Genomic DNA, 20492 nt, shown 5'->3' with positions numbered 1-20492 from the left:
AAAGCCCCCCGCGGCTCACAGGCGGAACTCGGCGATGAGCGGCAGGTGGTCCGACATGCGCCACCAGATGCGCCCGCGCGGCACGTGCAGGCCGAGCGGCGTGAGCCCGCGCACGTACACGTGGTCGAGCTGCACCATGGGCAGGCGTGCCGGGTAGGTGAAGGTGCGGGGCGCCTCCTCGTACTCGTACAGCCCGCAGGCCGCCAGCGCGCGCTTGACCTGCAGGCCCCAGTCGTTGAAATCGCCGGCTACCACCAGTGGCTCGTCCGGCGGCACCTCGCGGGCGATGAAACGCTGCAACTGCGCCACCTGGCGCACGCGGCTGCCGGGGATCAGGCCCAGGTGCACCACGATGGCATGCACGCGGCGGCCGTGGATCTCGACCTCGACATGCAGCAGGCCGCGCTGCTCGAAGCGGTGGTCGGAGATGTCCTCGTGCCGGTGCCCGATCACCGGCCAACGCGACAGCAGCGCATTGCCGTGCTCGCCATGGCGGGTGACGGCGTTGGTGCGGTACACCGCCTCGTAGCCCTCGGGCGCCAGGAACTCGGCCTGGGGCATGTCGGGCCAGCGCTGGAAGTACTGCTGCTCGCGGCGGTGCATCTTGCGCACCTCCTGCAGGCAGACGATGTCGGCGTCGAGCTGCTCGACGGCATGGCCCAGGTTGTGGATCTCCAGGCGGCGGGCTGGGCCCAGGCCCTGTACTCCCTTGTGGATGTTGTAGGTGGCAACGCGCAGGATGTCGGAGGGGTCCATGGCGCGATTGTGTCGCAGGCGCGCGTCGTTCCGGTGTCAGCCTGCGGGAAGGGGCTTTTTTCCACCCTCGGGCCCGCGCCGCCCGGCCTACACTGTGCTCTTTGCTCAACGGGACGCGCGCCGCACCGCCATGGCCACCGCCAAAGAACCAGACTCCACGGAATCCCAGGCGCTGGTGATCGACAGCAACGCGACCTCGCGCAGCATCCTGGTGGCGCAGCTGCGCGAGTACGGCATCCACCGCGTGGTGCAGTGCAGCAGGGTGCAGGACGCGCGCAGCCGGCTGGAGCACACCGTGTTCGACTACGTGCTGTGCGAGCAGTATTTCGCCGAATCCGGGCAGTCCGGCCAGACGCTGCTGGACGACCTGCGGCGCGCCCAGATGCTGCCGTTTTCCACCGTGTTCTTCATGGTCACCGCCGAGGCCTCCTACGCCGCCGTGGCCGAGGCGGCGGAATCCGCGCTGGACGGCTACCTGCTCAAGCCCTTCACGCCCAGCGCGCTGTTCGAGCGGCTGGGCCTGGCGCGCCTGCGCAAGACGCACCTGCGCCCGATCTTCGATGCCATCGGGCGGGAAGACTTCGAGGCCGCCGCGCAGCTGTGCGTGGAGCGCTTCGAGGCGCGCAAGCCCTACTGGCTGTATGCCGCGCGCATCGGCACCGAACTGCTGCTGCGCTTGGCGCGGCACGACGAGGCCCGCACCCTGTTCGAGGCGGTGATCGAGGCGCGCGCCCTGCCCTGGGCCAAACTGGGGGTGGCGCGGGCGCAGATCGAGTCCGGCCAGGCGCCGCGGGCCATCACCACCTTGCAGGGCCTGATCGGGGAGGACGCCTCGTTCGCCGACGCGTATGACGTGCTGGGGCGCGCGCAGGTCGAGATGGGCCATTTCGAGGACGCCATGGCCACCTACCGCACGGCCAGCGGCCTCACGCCGGACTCGGTGGTGCGGCTGCAAAAGCTCGGCATGATGGCTCACTACATGGGCGACCGCGAGACGGCGGCCAAGGCCCTGTCGCGCGCCGCGGTGCTGGGCATCGACTCCAAGCTGTTCGACTACCAGTCGCTGGTGCTGCTGGCCTTCGCGCACTTCGCGGGCAACGACCGCAAGGGCCTGGAGCGCTGCATGGCCGACTTCGTGCGCATCCTGGAGCGCCATGGCGACAGCCGCCGCGTGCAGCGCTTCAGCGAAATCGTGGCGGCGCTGCAGCAGATCCAGCAGCGCCAGTTCGCCCAGGCCGTGGCGGGGGTGCGCTCCATGGCGCGCGAGATCGGCATCGGCGATTTCGACTACGAAGCCGCCTGCAACCTGAGCAGCCTGCTGGCCGTGCTGGCGGCCACCTCGATCGACCTGCAGGAGGGACCGGCGTGGGTCACCGCCATCGGCATGCGCTACGCCAACACGCGCGGCCTGTGCGAGCTGATGGCCAATGCCTGCCTGGTCCACCCCGACTACTCGGACATCGTGCGCGGCTGCCTGCCCCAGATCAACAAGGCCGCCGAGAACGCGGTGGCGCTCAGCCTGTCGGGCGATCCCGGCGGCGCGGTGGCGCAGTTGCTCGAAGCGGCAGGCACCACGCTCAACACCAAGCTGCTGGACCTGGCGCAGCAGATGCTGACCCGGCACGCCGCCCGCATCGACGACGCTGCAGCGCGGCAAGCGGCCATCGACGCCCTGCGCTCGCGCTGCGGCCCGACCACGCCGCGCGCCGTGCTGGGCCAGGCCACCGAAAGAAAGCCGGGCGAGCTGGTGCTGCGCACGTCCAGCGCCGCCAGCACGCCCGCCGCCACGCCCGCCTCGCCTTCGTCACCCGCCTCGCCACTGCCCGAACCGGCCGATCTCGCGGCGGTGCTGCGCCTGCGGCCGATGTAGCGCTGGCCGGGAGGCCGCGGTCAGGCGGGCGGCGTGAACCGGGGCAGCATCAGGCACGCCTCGGCATTGGAGGGCGAAAAGCAGGCCAGCGCCGCATCGCGCCAAGGCAGCCAGCGCCACGCCACATGCTCGCGCGGGCTCAGCACCACCGGCATGCCCTGCGGCACGCACAGGCCGAACAGCCGCTCGCGGTTGCGCACCACGCCCGGCGCATAGCGATGCAGCCACTGCGGCCAGATGTCGTAGACGTTTTCCAGTGCCCAGTCGGTCAGCACGCAGCCGGGGGCGCGGGCATCGATGCCGGTTTCCTCGCGCACTTCGCGCACCGCCGCATCCTCGAAGGGCTCCTCGGGCCAGTCCTTGCTGCCAGTGACCGACTGCCAGTGGTCGCCACCGCCCGCCCGGTGGATCAGCAACACGTCCAGTGCCGGGGTGTGGACCACCACCAGCACCGACTCGGGGATCTTGAACGCGCCCGGCAACGGGGTCAGGCCGCCGCGGCGAGCAAGGACTGCAGGTCCTGCCGGGGCGCGTCCGCCAGCGCACCGGCCGCGCACTGCTGCAGCCACTGCGGCGAGATGCGGCAGAGCATGGCCCGGCCGGCCGGCTCGCCCGCCGTGGCGACCGGCACCACGGCATCGATCAAGGGCGCCGCCCCGGCGACCGCTCCCACGCCCACCGGCTGCAGCGTGCGGCGGTCCAGTTCGAGGATGGCGCCGAGCGCATCCACCCGCAGCGCGAACTCCTGCAGGCGCCCGTCGTCCAGGGTCGCGCGCACCACCACAATCTGGCGGTTGGGGTCGCCCTCGCGCGGGGCCGGCACGTGCGCCTGGCCTGCCGGCGCGGCGATCACGCTGCGCAGGTCCACCACCGGGCACACGCGGTGGCCGATCTGCGCCAGGCCGAGGAACGGCGCGCGCAGGCCACCCGCGTGCAGCACGGTCACGTCGGGTGCGGCCTCCACCACCGAGGCGGCCTCCAGCCCGAACCACTGCGCGCCCATGCGAAACGATGCCAGTTGCAAACCCTGCGCGGCCTCGATGCGCGCGCCGGGCAATGTCGCCAGCGCGGGCGCCAGCGCCGCGGCGGCCTGGTGCTCGCACACGTGGCGCAGCACCGCGCAGCCCAGGCCGTGGTCATAGCCGTCCTGCGCGCGGAACTCGCGGTAGCCCTGGCCCCGCGCGAACCCCGTGGCGTACAGGTGGCGGCCCAGGACCGCCATGCGGGGCTCGGTGCGGCCGGCCGTCCAGGCGGGCAGCGCCGCCTGCGCCTCGCTGCCCGTGGCGCAGACCACCGCGCCCTGCGCATCGACGAACGCCAGGACGTCGCGCCCGCCCGCACCCACCGCGCAGTCGGCCAGGATGGACGACAGCTGCTCGGCCGCATCCCAGACGATCGCAATGCCGCCCAGCAGCGGTCCCGGGGTGCCGCGGCCGTTGCCCTCGCCGCGTGCTTCGCCCCGCACCGCTGCGGCATAGACGAAGGTCGGGCCCTGGCCGTAGAACCGGCTCGGCGCGTAGCGGCTCACCACGTAACCCTGGCTGCCCTGCAGGCGCAGGCAGCGGCCGACCCATTCCTCGTCCAGTGACGTGCCCACCTGCCGCGCCTGGCCAGGCTGGGAGACGGCCACCACGCGGCCCTCGCGGTCGAACAGCACCAGGCAGGCGTACACGGTGTAGAGCCGGTTGATGCCCTGCAGCACCGCGGTGGCCTGTTCGCAGCCCGGCGTGCCGGCCTCCAGGGTGCGGGCGAATTGCGGCGTCAACGCCCACCAGCGGCAGTCGTTGGCCCGCTCGTACAGGTTGCGGTCCAGGATCTGCATCGCCAGCGACGCGCGGCCCCGGGCATCGCTCAGCAGCGAACGCATGACCACGCCGTACAGGTCCTGCAGGGCACCGGCGAAGGCCAGCGCCGTCTTGCGGGCGGTGGCGCCAATCTCGGACAGCAAGGTCTTGGCGAATTGCAGCTCGCGGGGCGCCGCCGCGTCGCCACCGAGCTGGTGCAGGTCCAGCAGGCCGTTCCACACCGAGCGCTCCAGCGCCGACTGGATGGTGGCCGAGCGCGCCGGAATATCGCGCAGTTCCTGCGACAGCACATCGGCGTGGCCTGCCAGTTCGACGGGAAAAGCGCCGGCATCGCTCTGGGCCGCCTCGTCGAAGGCCACGTCCAGGGGAAGCAGCGCCACGCCGCGCCAGCCCGGCCCGGCATAGCCCTGGAAGCCCTCGGCGTCGCGCACGACCATCAGGTAGCGCCGGCTCGCATGGTGGATCGGTTGCACACCGGCGGCCGCGGCCTGCGGCACCGGCCAGCCGGCCGGCAGCTGCAGCGGGTCGCTGGACACCAGCACGCGGCCCTGGCCGTCCGTGAGCGCGAGCACGGCGTCGCAGCCCTGGCCCTGCGGGCGACCGCCGTCCTGCACCGAGGCGAAGATGGCCGGCATTTCGTCGGCCAGCTTGAACTGCAGACACAGCACACCCGCCGCATGCCCCTCGAAATCCACGCGCCGGGCGTACATGAGCGTCTTGCCAGCCTCGCCGCTGAAACCGTGCACCGCGTAGTGCTCGGCATAGGGCGCATGGCTTTGCAGCACCGACAGCAGAAACGCCTGGTCAGCCTGCCGCTGCGCCTCGGAGGCAATCGGCTCCACCGCATGCAACTGGGCGCACGGCCGGCCAGCGGTGTCGAACAGGAAGATGTTGCCGTAGACCGTGTACTTGTCGGCGTACTCGCGCAGCCGGGCGGCGATGGCGGGGCGGGTGCCGGGGTCGGGATGTCCCAGGAATTCGGCCACGCCCACGTCGGTGGCGAAAAAGCCGATGTCGGCCGTGCGCTCGAAGAGGTTGCGCACCAGCACATCGATGCAGACCTGGGCGCGCGAGGCGAGATCGCTGATCCGGTTCTTGAGCGCCTCGCCGGCCAGGCCGCGCATCAGGTCGGCCGACAGCGCGGCGAAGTCCCTGCGGGCCTGCGCCAGATCATGGCCGGAGGAGGCCTTGGACGACAACAGCGACAGGGATGACAGCAAGGACAGGTGGTCCCATGCGTTCTCGACCAGTCTCAATTCCTGTCGCTGGTGCTGCGCCGCCGGCATGTACCGTAACCATTGCTCGGGGGTGGCCAGAAAGGGAGACGCGTGAGACACAGGAAGTCCTTTTGCCTGGGCGATGGCCCAGATTGTGATGCATGCATGGCGCAAACCGCATGCCATCGGCATGGGGTTTGCCCTCTGCCATCCAGGCAGGGCCTGCACGACGGGGCCGAAGACAGCAGCACAATGCGTGCCACACCCCCGCACCCTGTTCCGCCTTCCCTGCCCCATCACCCACTCGGGCGATCCGGTGCCCCCCGAGTCGCTGCGCCCGGTGCGTCAGCGTCCCGAGGATTGGCGTGCCGTGGCCACGGGCGGCGGCATTTCCTTGGCCTGCAGCGCGCGCACCTGCGTGACGAGCTGGTTGTGCGCATCCAGGAAGGCCGCGGCGATCACCTTGCCCTCGTTGGTATTGCTCCAGCCCGCGCCGGCCGCCCCGCCCAGCTTGCCGAACACCAGCCCGCCCACGCCCAGGTCGGTGGACCGCGCCGCGCCGGTGGAGGCCGCCACCTGCTCGGTGGTCTCGTTGTCGGACAGCAGCAGGGCCGTCTGCGCTTCCTTGAACTTGACCTGCTCCACTAGGCCGGCCAGGCCCGCGATGTCGCGCAGCACCGGAATCATGGCGATGACGCCGGACAGCCCGCGGCCCGCGTCCTGCTCGCTGAACGTGAGGCTGGGCGTGAGCGTGTACTGCGCCTCGTAGCCCCGGCCCTTTTGCACCGTGGAGTTCTTGCGCAGAACGCCCGCGTCCTTCAGGTCCTGCTCCTGCACCGTGCCCCGCAGGCCGGCGGAACGGTCCACCACGCGAAAGCAGCCGCTTTGCTGCGCCAGCAGCTTGATCAGCGGCACGGGCGAGGCCGGCAACTGGTAGCCCGACCCCATGATGTAGCCGTTCGGGTTCTCGGCCAGCGCCAGCGTGGCCACGGGCGCGTCGCAGCGCACCAGTTCGCGCGCGGCGTTGCGCGCCCCTTCCGGGCCGGCCGAGCCGGTGACGACGGAGCCGCCCTGCCCCAGCTCGGTCTTCTTCTCGCCACAGCCGGCCAGCGCAGCCACCAGGGCCAGCAGGGTCACGGAGAGCCGGGTCACTTTGCGGGTTTGCATCAACGCGTCCTTCAATGAAAAAAGCGGCAGGAACATGACGCTCCTGCCGCTTGGGGGTCCATCGCTTCAGCGGTCCCGGGGGATCGGCCGTGCGCCTGGACGGATCAGGCCGCCTTGACGGCGTCGGGGTTGCGCAGGCGGATGTGCAGCTCGCGCAGCTGCTTCTCGTCCACGGGGCTCGGCGCCTGCGTCAGCAGGCACTGCGCACGCTGCGTCTTGGGGAAGGCGATCACGTCGCGGATCGACTCGGCGCCCGTCATCAGCGTGACGATGCGGTCCAGGCCGAAGGCCAGGCCGCCATGCGGTGGCGCGCCGTACTGCAGGGCGTCCAGCAGGAAGCCGAACTTCTGCTGCGCCTCCTCGGGCGTGATCTTGAGGGCGTCGAACACCTTCTGCTGCACGTCAGCGCGGTGGATACGGACGGAGCCGCCGCCCATCTCCCAGCCATTGAGCACCATGTCGTAGCCCTTGGAGATGCACTTTTCGGGCGCGGTGACCATCCAGTCCTCGTGGCCGTCCTTGGGCGCGGTGAAGGGATGGTGCACGGCGGTGTAGCGCTGGGAGTCCTCGTCGAACTCGAACATCGGGAAGTCCACCACCCACAGAGGCGCCCAGCGGTCCTCGAACAGGCCGTTCTTCTTGCCGAACTCGCTGTGGCCGATCTTGATGCGCAGCGCGCCGATGGCGTCGTTGACGACCTTTTCCTTGTCGGCGCCGAAGAACAGCAGGTCGCCGTCCTGCGCGCCGGTGCGCTTGAGGATCTCGGCGATGGCCGCGTCATGGATGTTCTTGACGATGGGCGACTGCAGGCCGTCGCGACCCTTGGCCAGCTCGTTGACCTTGATGTAGGCCAGGCCCTTGGCGCCGTAGATCTTCACGAACTCGGTGTAGCCGTCGATCTCGCCGCGCGAGAGGCCGCCGGTCTCGCGCGCGCCGCCGGGCACGCGGAGGGCCACCACGCGGCCGCCCTTCATGTTGGCCGCGCCCGAGAACACCTTGAAGTCCACGTCCTTCATCACCTCGGTCAGCTCGGTGAATTCGAGCTTCACGCGCAGGTCGGGCTTGTCGGAGCCGTAGCGGTAGGCCGCGTCCTGGTACGTCATGACCGGGAACTCGCCCAGGTCCACGCCCAGCGTGTTCTGGAACACCGTCTTGATCATGCCCTGGAACATGTCGCGGATGTCCTGCTCTTCCATGAACGACGTTTCGATATCGATCTGGGTGAACTCGGGCTGGCGGTCGGCGCGCAGGTCTTCGTCGCGGAAGCACTTGGTGATCTGGTAGTAGCGGTCGAAGCCGGCCACCATCAGCAGTTGCTTGAACAGCTGGGGCGACTGCGGCAGCGCGAAGAACTGGCCGTCGTGCACGCGGCTGGGCACCAGGTAGTCGCGTGCGCCTTCGGGCGTGCTCTTGGTGAGCATGGGGGTTTCGATGTCCACGAAGCCGTTGGCGTCGAGGAACTTGCGCACCTCCATCGACACGCGATAGCGCAGCATCAGGTTGTTCTGCATGTACGGGCGGCGCAGGTCCAGCACGCGGTGCGTGAGGCGCGTGGTTTCCGACAGGTTCTCCTCGTCGATCTGGAAGGGTGGCGTGACCGAGGGGTTGAGCACGTTCAGCTCATGGCACAGCACCTCGATCTTGCCGCTCTTGAGGCTGTCGTTGGTCGTGCCCTCGGGGCGCGCGCGCACCAGGCCCTTGACCTGCACGCAGAACTCGTTGCGTACGCCTTCGGCCGTCTTGAACATCTCGGCGCGGTCGGGGTCGCACACCACCTGCACGTAGCCTTCGCGGTCGCGCAGGTCGATGAAGATCACGCCGCCATGGTCGCGGCGGCGGTTCACCCAGCCCGCGAGGGTGACGGTTTGGCCCAGGAGGGCTTCGGTGACGAGACCGCAGTAGTGGGAACGCATGGCCATTGGAGAGTCTTCCTGCGCCCTCGTGGAGCGCGACAAGGTTTCCGCACGCCCGCGGCAAGCGGGCATGCGACGAGGTGTTATCGGGAATCGGGCGGCGTGAGATCCGGGGGTGCGACCACCCCCATGGAGACGATGTACTTGAGTGCCGCATCGACGCTCATTTCGAGTTCGATGCAATCGCTCTTGCGCAGGATCACGAAGTAACCGCCCGTCGGGTTGGGGGTGGTGGGAACATAGACGCTCACGTATTCATCGCGCAGGTAGGCCGCCACTTCACCGCTCGGCGTACCGGTGATGAACGCCACCGTCCACACGCCCTCGCGCGGCCACTGCACCAGCACGGCGGTGCGAAAGGCGTTGCCGCCCTCGGAAAAGAGCGTGTCCGACACCTGCTTGACGCTGGAGTAGATCGAGCGCACCACCGGGATGCGGCTCACCAGGGCATCGCCCCACTCCACCAGCTTGCGCCCCGCGAAGTTGCTGGTGAGCGCGCCGACCGCGAGCAGGATGCCCAGGGTGAGCAGCACCCCGAAGCCGGGAATGTGAAAGCCCAGCAGCTTGTCGGGCTGCCAGGAGCCGGGCAGGATCTGCAGGGTCTGGTCGAGCGTGCTCACGATCCAGTTCAGCACCCAGGCCGTGATGACGCCGGGAACGATGACCAGAAGGCCGGTGAACAGCCATTTGCGCAAAGCGGACATCCGGGGCCGTTCAGTTCTTCTTGGTGTCGGAACTGCTGGCGGCCGGCGCGGGGGCTGGCGCGGGAGCCACCGCTTCCTTCTTGGAGGCACTGTCGCCGCCAGACGCAGCGGCAGGCACTGCACCGTCGGAGGCCGCCGCATCGGGCTTGGCGCTGGCGCCGCCGGTATTGCCGCCGCGGAAATCGGTCACGTACCAGCCCGAGCCCTTGAGCTGGAAACCGGCTGCGGTCACCTGCTTGGAGAAGGCCTCGGCCCCGCAGGCCGGGCACACCGTGAGCGGCGCGTCGGACATTTTTTGCAGCACATCCTTGGCGTGGCCACAGGAACCGCATTTATAAGCATAGATAGGCATCTTGAGCGTGTGCGATGGAAAGTGCAAAACCTTCAATTATAGGCACCGCACCCAAGTCCCTTCACGCCTGCTCCGCCCCTGCCACCGGGTGGTGCGAAGCGCGCACGTTGCGCAGCCCCTGCGGCGCCAGCGAACCGATCAGCATGCCCGCCGTGGCGGCCAGCACGCCCGCCAGCTGGGCCGGGAACACGGCGCCGGCCGGCGTGGCCAGGAACAGCAGCCACGACGACAGGCCCGCGATGATGGCCAGGATGGCGCCCTGGGTCGTCGCGCGTTTCCAATAGAGGCCGAAGACCAGCGGCACGAAGGCACCCACCAGCGGCACCTGGTAGGCGCCCGACACCAGTTCGTAGATCGACGTGCCCTGCATGTGGATCGAATAGGCCAGCACCAGGGCGCTGAACACCAGCGTGCTGATGCGCATGGTGCGCAGGCGGTCGCTGTCGGTGCCGTTCGGGCGGAACTGGCGCCAGATGTTCTCGGTGAATGTGACGCTGGGCGCCAGCAGCGTGGCCGAGGCCGTGGACTTGAGGGCGGACAGCAGCGCACCGAAGAAGAACACCTGCATGATGAACGGCATCTTCTGCAGCACCAGCGTGGGGAGCACCTTCTGCGGGTCGTCCTTGAGCAGTTCGGCCGTTTCGGTCGGCATGATGATGAGCGCGCTGGCCACCAGGAACATGGGCACGAAGGCGAACAGGATGTAGCAGATGCCGCCAATCACCGGGCCGCGCGTGGCCGCCCGGATGTTGTTGGCCGACATGACGCGCTGGAACACGTCCTGCTGCGGAATGGAGCCGAACATCATCGTGATGCCCGCCGCGATGAAGAACAGAATGTCGTGCAGCTTGGGCTCGGGCAGGAAGCGGAACAGGTCGCGGCTGCTGGCCAGCTCGATCACCTTGTCCGCCCCGCCGGCCATGTTGCCGGCGAAGACCGCGATGATCGTGAGCCCGCCCACCAGGATGATCATCTGGATGAAGTCCGTCACCGCCACCGACCACATGCCGCCGAACAGCGTGTAGGCCAGGATGGAGATCACCCCGATGGTCATGCCCATCGGAATGCTGATGGCACCGCCGGACAGCAGGTTGAACACCAGGCCCAGCGCCGTCACCTGCGCCGACACCCAGCCCAGGTAGCTCAGCATGATGATGAGCGAGCACACGATCTCGACCGCGCGGCCGTAGCGCTCGCGGTAGTAGTCGCTGATGGTCAGCAGCGTCATGCGGTACAGGCGCGCCGCGAAGAACAGCCCCACGAGGATCAGGCAGAAGCCCGCGCCGAACGGGTCTTCCACCACGTTGCCCAGCCCGCCCTCGATGAACTTGGCCGGAATGCCCAGCACCGTCTCGGAACCGAACCACGTGGCGAACGTGGTCGTCACGATCATGTACAACGGCAGGTGCCGCCCGGCGATGGCGAAGTCCGCCGAGTTCTTGACCCGCCGCGCCGCGAGCAGGCCGATGGCGATGGTGATCAGCAGATAGACAATGACCAGGGTCAACAGCACGGCATGCTCCTCGTATGTCGCGTAGGGAGGGGTAGGGGAAAGGGAGGTGTCGGAAAAAGGCTAGAAGAGCCGCACGCGGATCAGCAACTGCATCGCCAGCAGCCCCAATACAAATCCCATGCCACCGTAGATCAGGCTCTGCAGCAGGCGGTTGGTGCGTTTTTGCGCGGCCAGCAGTTCCAGCAGCTCGCGCCGGTGGTCGTGCGGCCGCTCGCGCAGGTAGCCGTGCAGCAGGCGCGGCAGCTCGGGCAGCATCTTGGCAAAGCGCGGCGCCTCGGCGCGCAGCTCGCGCCACAGGCGCTGCGGCCCCATCTGGTCGAGCATCCACTTTTCGAGGAACGGCTTGGCGGTGCTCCACAGGTCCAGGTCGGGGTCGAGCTGGCGTCCCAGGCCCTCGATGTTGAGCAGCGTCTTTTGCAGCAGCACCAGCTGCGGCTGGATCTCCACATGGAAGCGCCGCGAGGTCTGGAACAGCCGCATCAGCACCATGCCGAGCGAGATCTCCTTGAGCGGGCGGTCGAAGTACGGCTCGCACACGGTGCGGATGGCCGCCTCCAGCTCGTTCACGCGCGTGTGGGCCGGCACCCAGCCGCTTTCGATGTGCAGCTCCGCCACGCGCTTGTAGTCGCGGCGGAAGAACGCCGTGAAGTTCTGCGCGAGGTATTCCTTGTCGAACTCGGTCAGCGTGCCGACGATGCCGAAGTCCAGCGAGATGTAGCGCCCGAAGGTCTCCGGCTCCAGGCTCACCTGGATGTTGCCCGGGTGCATGTCGGCGTGGAAGAAGCCGTCGCGGAACACCTGGGTGAAGAAGATCGTGACCCCGTCGCGCGCCAGCTTGGGGATGTCCACTCCCGCGGCCCGAAGGCGTTCGATCTGGTTGATGGGCACGCCCTTCATGCGCTCCATCACCAGCACCTCGGCGTGGCAGAAGTCCCAGAGGATCTCGGGGATCAGCACCAGTTCGAGCCCCTGCATGTTGCGGCGCAGCTGCGCGGCATTGGCGGCCTCGCGCACCAAGTCCAGCTCGTCGTGCAGGTAGTTGTCGAATTCGGCCACCACCTGGCGGGGCTTGAGCCGCTTGCCGTCGGCCGACAGGCTCTCCACCCAACCGGCCATCAGGCGCATCAGGCCCAGGTCGTTCTCGATCACGGGCAGCATGCCCGGGCGCAGCACCTTGACGGCCACCTCGCGCTCGACACCCTTGCGGTCGCGCACGACCGCGAAGTGCACCTGGGCGATGGACGCGCTGGCGATCGGCACCCGGTCGAACGACACGAACACCTCGGCCAGCGGGCGGCGGAAGGCGCGCTCGATGGTGGCCACCGCCACGTCGGGATCGAAGGGCGGCACGCGGTCCTGCAGGTGCGCCAGCTCGTCGGCGATGTCGGGCGGCATCAGGTCGCGCCGGGTGGACAGCACCTGGCCGAACTTCACGAAGATCGGGCCCAGCCGCTCCAGCGCCTCGCGCAGGCGCTGTCCGCGCGGGGCGTCCAGGTTGCGGCCGATCGACACGATGCGCGCCACCAGGCGCAGCCAGGGCTTCTGGAAGCTCGTCAGGACCAGCTCGTCCAGCCCATAGCGCAGCACCACCCAGACGATGGTGACGCCGCGAAGGAAACGACTCATGGTGCGAATCGGTCGGTACCGCCGGCCTCGCCGGCGGAGGACGCCCGGCGTGCGCCGACGAACTGGCGCAGCGCCTGCGCGGCGCGGCGGGCAGCCGAGCCGATGGCATGGGCCGGCGCATCGCCGATCACGCGGGCCAGGTCTTCCTCGACGTCCCAGCGCACATGGTCCACCAGCCAGTTGATGTCGGCGGCCAGTTGCACGTCGCCTTCGATGCGGATGCCGGGCTTGTCACCGCGCAGCGCGGTCTGGGCCAGCGACAGGGGGGAGGTTTCGATCACCTCCAGGCGCAGGTCCGGCACCTGGCCCTCGGGCGCCAGGTCGAGCAGCCCGGCCGGGGTGATCTGCAGGGCCATGGAATAGACCCGCCACTGCACCCGCGCCACGCGCCCCTTCTGGCGCACGAGGCGGTCCATGGCCTCGGGCTCCTGCATGAGCACGTGGTTGAGGAACAGCACCAGGCGGTGCTGCACCTCGTGCACCAGCCACTGCGGTGGCTGCGGGCCTGCGGCGATGCGCTCGAAAAGCCCATCCAGGAATGAAAAAGGGGACTGTGTTGCCATAGTCCCCGATTATTCCCCGAACTGGGCGCGGCACCGAGGGCTTTACCCCCGCGCCCGCCGCGCCATTGCGGCCGGTTACTGCAGGGCCTGCACCCCGGCCACCAGCCAGCCGCTGCCGCCGCTCTTGGGCTTGGTCATGTTCCACACCTCGCGGAACGGGCTCGGGCCGGCCGAGAGTTCCTCGCGGATCATGCCGGAGAACTCCACGCTGGCCATGTAGCCATCGCCCAGGTCCTCGATGCCCAGCAGCTGTGCCTCCAGCATGACCACGTCGGTGTGGTTGGGCTGGCTGGCGCCGCGCAGCGACTCGCGCTCGCTCAGCTGGGTGCGGATCTCCTCCACCATGCTGTCCGTCATCATCGAACGGAGCGCGGCGATGTCGGAACGGTCCCAGGCGCCTTGCAGCGTGATGAAGTTGCGCTTGGCTGCGGTCAGGAAGCCTTCGGTGTCGAAGCCCTCGGGCACGCCCCAGTTCTGCGAGCCTGCCAGCGCCGAGCCGATCACCACGCCGGAGCCACCGCCGCTCTGGCGCGAGGCGTCGAAGGCCATGCTGCTGCGCTCGAAGGGCCGAGCGGAGGCATCGTTGCCCACGTTCTGCGGGCTGTACTGGCGGGGCATCTGCGCCTCGGCCGGCGAAGCGGCACCGACGCCGGCGCCGTGGAAGGCGAAGGGCGAGTGGCCTGCGCCACCGCCTTCGGCGGGCTTGCGCGACCGCATGAACATGCGGAACACGGCGAAGGCCCCCAGCGCCAGCAGCGCGATCAGCAGGAACTGGCCAAAGCCCGCGCCCAGACCGAGCGAGTGGGCCAGCCAGGCCAGGCCCAGGCCCGCGGCCAGGCCGCCGAGCATCGCGCCCCAGGGCTTCTTGGCGGCCGCCGCGGGAGCGGCCGCCGGTGCGGCGGCGGGCTTGGCGGCCGCCGCGCTGTTGACGTTCTGCGCCGGTGCGCCGGGCGCAGCGGGCGGAGGCGAAGCCGCCTCGCGCTGCGTCACATTGCTCGACTGCTTGCCAACGGACTTGCCGCCGCCCATGCGGCGCGCATCCGCATCGGCATGCACCACCAACAACATGGCGACCAGCGCCACGGACCACAGTTTCATCATGTCATCTCCAATTTATAGATAGGTGCCGGCTGCGAACGAAAACGCAAGGCGGCTCAGCACTTGATTCCAACATGCAAAGCAACGATTCCCCCCGTCATGTTGTGATAGTCCACATGCCCAAAGCCATTTTTCTGCATGAGGGTTTTGAGTTCTTCCTGCCCCGGATGCATGCGGATCGACTCGGCGAGGTAGCGGTAGCTCGCGTCGTCGCCGGCCACCATCCGGCCCAGCTGGGGCAGCACCTTGAAGGAATACCAGTCGTAGGCCTTCTCCAGCGGCTTGGCCACCTTGGAGAACTCCAGCACGAGCAGGCGGCCGCGCGGCTTGAGTACGCGGCACATCTCGGCAAGGGCCTGGTCCTTGTGCGTCATGTTGCGCAGGCCGAAGGCCACGCTCACCACGTCGAAGTGACCATCGGGAAAGGGCAGCTTCTCGGCGTCGCAGACCAGCGTGGGCAGCACCACGCCGGCATCGATGAGGCGGTCGCGCCCCACGCGCAGCATGGCTTCGTTGATGTCGGTGTGCACCACCTCGCCCGATGCGCCGACCTTTTTGGCGAAGGCCTTCGCCAGATCGCCCGTGCCGCCCGCGATGTCGAGCACGCGGTGGCCCTCGCGCAGGTTGGCGACCATGACCGTGTAGGCCTTCCATGCGCGGTGCAGGCCACCGGACATGAGGTCGTTCATGACGTCGTACTTCGATGCGACGGAGTCGAAAACGCCGCGCACGCGGCGCGCCTTTTCCGCTTCATCGACCGACTGGAATCCGAAATGCGTGGTGCTCATTCCGCGATGCTAGGGGCGCGGGCCCCGCTCGTACAGCGACAACCCCGCACCTGCATGGGGCATCTGTCGCAATTTGGACGCTGCGGCGCGCGCCGAGCGGGCCCGCCGCCGTCAGTGCGCGCAGCCGCCAGAACCGTGCGAATGGCCGCCACCGCCGCGCCGGGGTGGCATCGGCGTGTCGCGATCGGCGCCGGCCTCGTCCAGCCGGCGCAGGTAGTCGGCCCACAGCGCGTCCTGGCGCTGGCCGAGTTCGTAGAGGTAATCCCACGAGAAGATGCCCGTGTCGTGGCCGTCGGAGAACGTGGGCTTGACCGCGTAGTTCCCCACCGGCTCCAGCCCCGCGAGCGTGACGTGGCGCTGCCCGGTCTGCAGCACCTCCTGGCCTGGGCCGTGGCCCTGCACCTCGGCGGAGGGCGAGTACACGCGCATCAGCTCGAACGGGATGCGGAAGGCCGCACCGTCCGAGAACACCACCTCCAGCACGCGCGATGCCTCGTGCACCGTGATCGACTGCGGCGTGGGTGCGCCGGCTTTCAAACCTGCCATGGAAATCCTCTGTGCGTTTGCGTTGTGCCCGCTGCGGGCGGCCCGATGGAGCCGGAGTGCGATTGTCCCACCGCGCCCTGGCCGGGCCGTCAGCGCGCCCTGCCAGGGCTCACGCGCCTGGGCGTCAGGCCAGTTGCGCCAGCCGCGCGGCCATCGCCGCCTCGGCCGCGGCCAGGCGGGCGGCCACCTCGGCCTCGCGTTCGGGCGCGCGGTCGCGCTGCGGCGTGGCCCACACGGCGCCGGGGAAATGGCTGTCCCAGGCAAAGCGCGCGATCACGTGCCAGTGCAGGTGCGGCACCATGTTGCCGAGCGCGGCCAGGTTGATCTTGTCCGGCTGCACGTGGGCGCGCAGCGCGGTCTCCACCGCCGCCACGGCCTCCATGCAGTGCAGGCGGTCGCCCGCGTCCAGGTCGGTGAACTCCGTCGCGTGCGTATTCCATACCACGCGGTAGAAGGCCGGAAAGCCGGCCTCCTGCGCGCGGATCACGCGCAGCTTCGGGCCGCGCCAGACCAGCGCGCCGCCGTCGCCCTCGCACAGCGGGCAAGGGTTCGAAACGGTGGCTGCGCCGGCCCCCATCAGACCAGCACCCGCTCGATGCCGCCCGCATTGGCGCGCTGCACGTATTCGGGCATCCATTGGTCGCCGAGGATCTCGCGCGCCATCTCGACGACGATGTAGTCGGCCTCCAGCAGGCCGTTGTTCAGGTCGTCCTGGTAGCGGTTCAGGCCCTGCAGGCAGCTGGGGCAGCTGGTGAGGATCTTCACGTTGTCCTGCGCGCCCGCTGCGCCGCTGGCCCGCAGTGCGGCCTCGCCCTTCCTGATTTCCTCTTCCTTGCGAAAGCGCACCTGCGTTGAGATGTCGGGCCGCGTCACGCCCAGCGTGCCGGATTCGCCGCAGCAGCGCTCGCTCTTGAGCACCTGCGGCCCCACCAGCGCCTTCACGGTCTTGACCGAGTCCTGCAGCTTCATGGGGTTGTGGCAGGGCTCGTGGTACAGGTAGGCGCCCTTGCCCTGCAGGGTCACGCCCTTTTCCAGCAGGTATTCGTGGATGTCGATGATGCGGCTGCCCGGGAAGATCTTGCCGAAGTCGTAGCCCTGCAGCTGGTCGTAGCAGGTGCCGCAGCTCACCACCACGGTCTTGATGTCGAGATAGTTGAGCGTGTTGGCCACGCGGTGAAAGAGCACCCGGTTGTCGGTGATCATCTTTTCGGCCTTCTCGAACTGGCCGCTGCCGCGCTGCGGGTAGCCGCAGCACAGGTAGCCCGGCGGCAGCACGGTCTGCACGCCCGCATGCCACAGCATGGCCTGCGTGGCCAGGCCCACCTGGCTGAACAGGCGCTCGGAGCCGCAGCCGGGAAAGTAGAACACCGCCTCCGTCTCGGCCGTGGTCGTGGCCGGGTTGCGGATGATGGGCACGTAGTCCTTGTTCTCGATATCCAGCAGCGCGCGCGCCGTCTTCTTGGGCAGGCCGCCGGGCAGCTTCTTGTTGATGAAGTGGATCACCTGCTCCTTGACCGGCGCGGTGCCCACCGTGGCCGGCGGCCGCGCGGTCTGGCGGCGGCCCACCTTGCGCAGCAGGTCCACGGCGATGCGCTGGGCCTTGAAGCCCACGCCGACCATGGCGCTGCGCATCAGCTTGATGGTGTCGGGGTTGGTGGCGTTGAGCATGGTCATGGCCAGCGCGTTGCCCGGGCGGAAGGTCTTCTTGCCCATCTTGCGCAGCAGGTTGCGCATGTTCATGGTCACGTCGCCGAAGTCGATCTTGACCGGGCACGGCGTGTAGCACTTGTGGCACACGGTGCAATGGTCGGCCACGTCCTCGAACTCCTGCCAGTGCTTGATCGACACGCCCCGGCGCGTCTGCTCCTCGTACAGGAAGGCCTCGACCAGCAGCGAGGTGGCGAGGATCTTGTTGCGCGGGCTGTACAGCAGGCTGGCGCGCGGCACGTGGGTGGCGCACACGGGCTTGCACTTGCCGCAGCGCAGGCAGTCCTTGACCGAATCGGCGATGGCGCCGATGTCGCTCTGCTGCATGATCAGCGACTCGTGCCCCATCAGGCCGAAGCTCGGCGTGTAGGCGTTGGTCAGGTCGGCGAACATCAGCGAGTTGCGGGCCGAACCGGGCTCCCGGGCAATATCCACTAGGGCACCACGCTCCTGATTTCGTAGCAGCTTGCCTTTGTTGAAGCACCCTTCGGGGTCCACGCGCTGCTTGTAGTCGGCGAACGGCCGCAGCTCGTCGTCGGTCAAAAACTCCAGCTTGGTGATGCCGATGCCGTGCTCGCCCGAGATCACGCCGTCGAGTTGGCGGGCCAGCACCATGATGCGCGCCACGGCCTCATGGGCCGTCTGCAGCATGCGGTAGTCGTCGCTGTTGACCGGGATGTTGGTGTGCACGTTGCCGTCGCCGGCATGCATGTGCAGCGCCACCCACACGCGGCCCTTGAGCACGCGCTGGTGGATGGCCTGGGCCTCGTCCATGATGGGCTGGAAGGCGGCGCCGGCGAAGATCTTGGCCAGCGGCTCGCGCAGCTGGGTCTTCCAGCTGGCGCGCAGCGTGTGGTCCTGCAGCTGGGCGAAGAGCGGCTCCACGTCGCGCAGCCATCCGGTCCACAGCGCGCGCACCTCGCCCACCAGCGCCACGGCCTGGCCCACGCGGTCTTCCAGCAGCTCGGCCGACGGGATCTCGTGCGCGTCGTCCTGGCGGCCCAGCGGCAGGTTGCCGCGCAGGAAGAAGTCTTCCAGCGCATCGCACAGCGCGATCTTGTTGCGCAGCGACAGTTCGATGTTGATGCGTTCGATGCCGTCGGTGTACTCGGCCATGCGCGGCAGCGGGATCACCACGTCTTCGTTGATCTTGAAGGCGTTGGTGTGGCGGCTGATGGCGGCCGTGCGCTTGCGGTCCAGCCAGAACTTCTTGCGCGCCTCGGGGCTGATGGCGACGAAGCCCTCGCCCGAGCGCGAATTGGCCAGCCGCACGACCTCGCTGGTCACGCGCGCCACGTCGTCGGCGTTGTCGCCCGCGATGTCGCCGAACAGCACCATCTTGGGCAGGCCGCCGCCGTGCCGCTTGCTCTTGGTGGCGTAGCCCACGGCCTTCAGGTAGCGGTCGTCCAGGTGTTCCAGGCCTGCCAGCAGCACGCCGCTGCGCTGCTGCTCGGCGAACATGAAGTCCTTGATCTCCACGATGCTGGGCACCGCGTCCTTGGCGTTGCCGAAGAACTCCAGGCACACGGTGCGCGTGTGCTCGGGCATGCGGTGCACCACCCAGCGCGCGCTGGTGATGAGGCCGTCGCAGCCCTCTTTCTGGATGCCGGGCAGGCCCGACAGGAACTTGTCGGTCACGTCCTTGCCCAGGCCCTCCTTGCGGAAGGTCTTGCCGGGGATGTCCAGGCGCTCGGTGCGGATCGGCGTCCTGCCGTCGGCCTCGAAGTACTGCAGCTCGAAGCTGGCCACTTCGGCGTCGTGGATCTTGCCCATGTTGTGGTTCACACGGGTCACCTCCAGCCACTGGGCGTCGGGCGTCACCATGCGCCAGCTGGCGAGGTTGTCGAGCGCCGTGCCCCACAGCACGGCCTTCTTGCCGCCGGCGTTCATGGCGATGTTGCCGCCGATGCAAGACGCCTCGGCGCTGGTCGGGTCCACGGCGAACACGTAGCCCGCGCGCTCGGCCGCATCGGCCACGCGCTGGGTGACCACGCCGGCCTCGGTCCACACCGTGGCGACCTCGCGGTCCATGCCCGGGAGGCGGCGCATTTCCACCTCGGTCATGGCTTCGAGCTTCTCGGTGTTGATGACCACGCTGCGCCAGGTGAGCGGAATGGCGCCGCCGGTGTAGCCGGTGCCGCCGCCGCGCGGGATGATGGTCATCTCCAGGTCGATGCAGGCCTTGACCAGCGCGGCCATCTCGGCCTCGGTGTCGGGGGTGAGCACCACGAACGGGTATTCGACGCGCCAGTCGGTCGCGTCGGTCACGTGGGACACGCGCGAGAGGCCGTCGAACTTGATGTTGTCCTTGGCCGTGTGGCGGCCCAGGCGCTTTTGCACCTGGCGGCGCAGTTGCGCCGCCTCGATGAAGGTGGCGTCGAACTCGGCGATGGCGCGGCGGGCGGCCTCCACCAATTGGCCCACGAGCTGGTCGCGGCCGGAGTCGTCGGCCGGCGTGCGGCGCTTGCCGATCTCGGCCAGGCGGTGCTCCAGCGCCTCGACCAGCAGCTTGCGCCGGTCGGGGTTGTCCAGCAGGTCGTCCTGCAGATAGGGGTTGCGCTGCACCACCCAGATGTCGCCCAGCACTTCATAGAGCATGCGGGCAGAGCGGCCGGTGCGGCGCTCGCGGCGCAGCTGGTCGAGCACGTCCCAGGAAGGAGACCCGAGCAGGCGGATGACGATTTCCCGGTCGGAAAACGAGGTGTAGTTGTAGGGAATCTCTCGCAGGCGGGCGGGCTCGGCGGCCTGCGCCTGCAGGGCAGCCAGCGCTATGGGAACGTTCATGGGGTCAACCTGGGTCGGGCGCGTGGGGCGCCCCTGTGCCTCGGGGCCGCGATTTTATGCCAGCCTCCGGGCGGTCCCGGGGG

The 20492-nt window shown here is 68.9% G+C and carries 16 protein-coding genes; 1 reads left to right on the top strand and 15 read right to left on the bottom strand.

Annotated features, from left to right (window positions below):
- Positions 1-15: 15 nt before the first annotated feature.
- A complete protein-coding gene (locus AVKW3434_RS08705; RefSeq protein WP_284405500.1) occupies positions 16-756 on the bottom strand; it encodes an endonuclease/exonuclease/phosphatase family protein in 741 nt (246 codons plus the stop codon).
- Positions 757-886: 130 nt separating this feature from the next.
- Between AVKW3434_RS08705 and AVKW3434_RS08700 the strand changes: the two genes are divergently transcribed.
- Entirely contained in the window at positions 887-2626 is a 1740-nt protein-coding gene (locus AVKW3434_RS08700; RefSeq protein WP_284405499.1) for a response regulator, read from the top strand.
- 20 nt (positions 2627-2646) lie between these two features.
- Here AVKW3434_RS08700 and nudB read toward each other — a convergent pair whose 3' ends face one another.
- The 14 genes from nudB to AVKW3434_RS08630 all read right to left on the bottom strand — a co-directional run bounded on the left by nudB (position 2647) and on the right by AVKW3434_RS08630 (position 20409).
- Positions 2647-3108, bottom strand: a complete 462-nt coding sequence (gene nudB, locus AVKW3434_RS08695) for a dihydroneopterin triphosphate diphosphatase (protein WP_284405498.1) — start codon at positions 3106-3108, stop codon at positions 2647-2649.
- A 5-nt stretch (positions 3109-3113) separates the two neighbouring features.
- Positions 3114-5768, bottom strand: coding sequence for a chemotaxis protein CheW (locus tag AVKW3434_RS08690; RefSeq protein WP_284405497.1), 2655 nt, complete (start codon positions 5766-5768; stop codon positions 3114-3116).
- A gap of 225 nt (positions 5769-5993) precedes the next feature.
- A complete protein-coding gene (locus AVKW3434_RS08685) occupies positions 5994-6815 on the bottom strand; it encodes a CsgG/HfaB family protein (protein ID WP_284405496.1) in 822 nt (273 codons plus the stop codon).
- Between the two features lie 104 nt (positions 6816-6919).
- Positions 6920-8734 (bottom strand): aspartate--tRNA ligase, encoded by a 1815-nt coding sequence (gene aspS, locus AVKW3434_RS08680; RefSeq protein ID WP_284405495.1) that lies wholly within the window; start codon positions 8732-8734, stop codon positions 6920-6922.
- Between the two features lie 77 nt (positions 8735-8811).
- Complete coding sequence (locus AVKW3434_RS08675; RefSeq protein WP_272565470.1) at positions 8812-9432, bottom strand: DUF502 domain-containing protein; 621 nt, start codon at positions 9430-9432, stop codon at positions 8812-8814.
- Positions 9433-9442: 10 nt separating this feature from the next.
- Positions 9443-9784, bottom strand: coding sequence for an FmdB family zinc ribbon protein (locus AVKW3434_RS08670; RefSeq protein ID WP_284405494.1), 342 nt, complete (start codon positions 9782-9784; stop codon positions 9443-9445).
- 61 nt (positions 9785-9845) lie between these two features.
- Positions 9846-11297, bottom strand: coding sequence for a high affinity choline transporter 1 (locus AVKW3434_RS08665; RefSeq protein ID WP_284405493.1), 1452 nt, complete (start codon positions 11295-11297; stop codon positions 9846-9848).
- 60 nt (positions 11298-11357) lie between these two features.
- The gene (gene ubiB, locus AVKW3434_RS08660; protein WP_284405492.1) at positions 11358-12923 is read right to left on the bottom strand and encodes a ubiquinone biosynthesis regulatory protein kinase UbiB; all 1566 of its coding nucleotides are present in this window, start codon (positions 12921-12923) and stop codon (positions 11358-11360) included.
- Positions 12920-13486, bottom strand: coding sequence for a hypothetical protein (locus AVKW3434_RS08655; protein ID WP_272565475.1), 567 nt, complete (start codon positions 13484-13486; stop codon positions 12920-12922). The genes ubiB and AVKW3434_RS08655 overlap by 4 nt, the downstream gene beginning before the upstream one ends.
- A 75-nt stretch (positions 13487-13561) precedes the next feature.
- Positions 13562-14587 (bottom strand): Tim44 domain-containing protein, encoded by a 1026-nt coding sequence (locus tag AVKW3434_RS08650; RefSeq protein WP_284405491.1) that lies wholly within the window; start codon positions 14585-14587, stop codon positions 13562-13564.
- A gap of 53 nt (positions 14588-14640) precedes the next feature.
- Positions 14641-15372: a bifunctional demethylmenaquinone methyltransferase/2-methoxy-6-polyprenyl-1,4-benzoquinol methylase UbiE gene (gene ubiE / locus AVKW3434_RS08645; RefSeq protein ID WP_284405490.1), complete on the bottom strand. Its 732-nt coding sequence runs from the start codon at positions 15370-15372 to the stop codon at positions 14641-14643.
- Positions 15373-15483: 111 nt separating this feature from the next.
- Complete coding sequence (locus AVKW3434_RS08640; RefSeq protein WP_272565478.1) at positions 15484-15918, bottom strand: gamma-butyrobetaine hydroxylase family protein; 435 nt, start codon at positions 15916-15918, stop codon at positions 15484-15486.
- Positions 15919-16042: 124 nt separating this feature from the next.
- On the bottom strand, positions 16043-16495 hold the full coding sequence (locus AVKW3434_RS08635; protein ID WP_284405489.1) for an HIT family protein: 453 nt from the start codon (positions 16493-16495) through the stop codon (positions 16043-16045).
- Positions 16495-20409 carry a DUF3683 domain-containing protein gene (locus AVKW3434_RS08630; RefSeq protein WP_284405488.1) on the bottom strand — a complete coding sequence of 1305 codons (3915 nt, stop codon included), beginning with the start codon at positions 20407-20409 and terminating at the stop codon, positions 16495-16497. Before AVKW3434_RS08630 ends, AVKW3434_RS08635 begins: the two co-directional genes overlap by 1 nt.
- Between the last annotated feature and the right edge of the window lie 83 nt (positions 20410-20492).

Origin of the sequence: Acidovorax sp. SUPP3434 (assembly GCF_030159015.1) — a bacterium.
Lineage (GTDB): Bacteria > Pseudomonadota > Gammaproteobacteria > Burkholderiales > Burkholderiaceae_C > Paracidovorax.
Note: the sequence above shows the minus strand (reverse complement) of the source record. Positions and strands in the feature narration are given on the sequence as shown.

Excerpts from the sequence above, each read along its gene's own strand:
- AVKW3434_RS08705 (WP_284405500.1), bottom strand. The coding sequence starts at position 756 with ATGGACCCCTCCGACATCCTGCGCGTTGCCACCTACAACATCCACAAG.
- AVKW3434_RS08700 (WP_284405499.1), top strand. The coding sequence starts at position 887 with ATGGCCACCGCCAAAGAACCAGACTCCACGGAATCCCAGGCGCTGGTG.
- AVKW3434_RS08685 (WP_284405496.1), bottom strand. The coding sequence starts at position 6,815 with ATGCAAACCCGCAAAGTGACCCGGCTCTCCGTGACCCTGCTGGCCCTG.
- aspS (WP_284405495.1), bottom strand. The coding sequence starts at position 8,734 with ATGGCCATGCGTTCCCACTACTGCGGTCTCGTCACCGAAGCCCTCCTG.
- AVKW3434_RS08675 (WP_272565470.1), bottom strand. The coding sequence starts at position 9,432 with ATGTCCGCTTTGCGCAAATGGCTGTTCACCGGCCTTCTGGTCATCGTT.
- AVKW3434_RS08670 (WP_284405494.1), bottom strand. The coding sequence starts at position 9,784 with ATGCCTATCTATGCTTATAAATGCGGTTCCTGTGGCCACGCCAAGGAT.
- ubiB (WP_284405492.1), bottom strand. The coding sequence starts at position 12,923 with ATGAGTCGTTTCCTTCGCGGCGTCACCATCGTCTGGGTGGTGCTGCGC.
- AVKW3434_RS08655 (WP_272565475.1), bottom strand. The coding sequence starts at position 13,486 with ATGGCAACACAGTCCCCTTTTTCATTCCTGGATGGGCTTTTCGAGCGC.
- AVKW3434_RS08650 (WP_284405491.1), bottom strand. The coding sequence starts at position 14,587 with ATGATGAAACTGTGGTCCGTGGCGCTGGTCGCCATGTTGTTGGTGGTG.
- ubiE (WP_284405490.1), bottom strand. The coding sequence starts at position 15,372 with ATGAGCACCACGCATTTCGGATTCCAGTCGGTCGATGAAGCGGAAAAG.
- AVKW3434_RS08640 (WP_272565478.1), bottom strand. The coding sequence starts at position 15,918 with ATGGCAGGTTTGAAAGCCGGCGCACCCACGCCGCAGTCGATCACGGTG.
- AVKW3434_RS08635 (WP_284405489.1), bottom strand. The coding sequence starts at position 16,495 with ATGGGGGCCGGCGCAGCCACCGTTTCGAACCCTTGCCCGCTGTGCGAG.
- AVKW3434_RS08630 (WP_284405488.1), bottom strand. The coding sequence starts at position 20,409 with ATGAACGTTCCCATAGCGCTGGCTGCCCTGCAGGCGCAGGCCGCCGAG.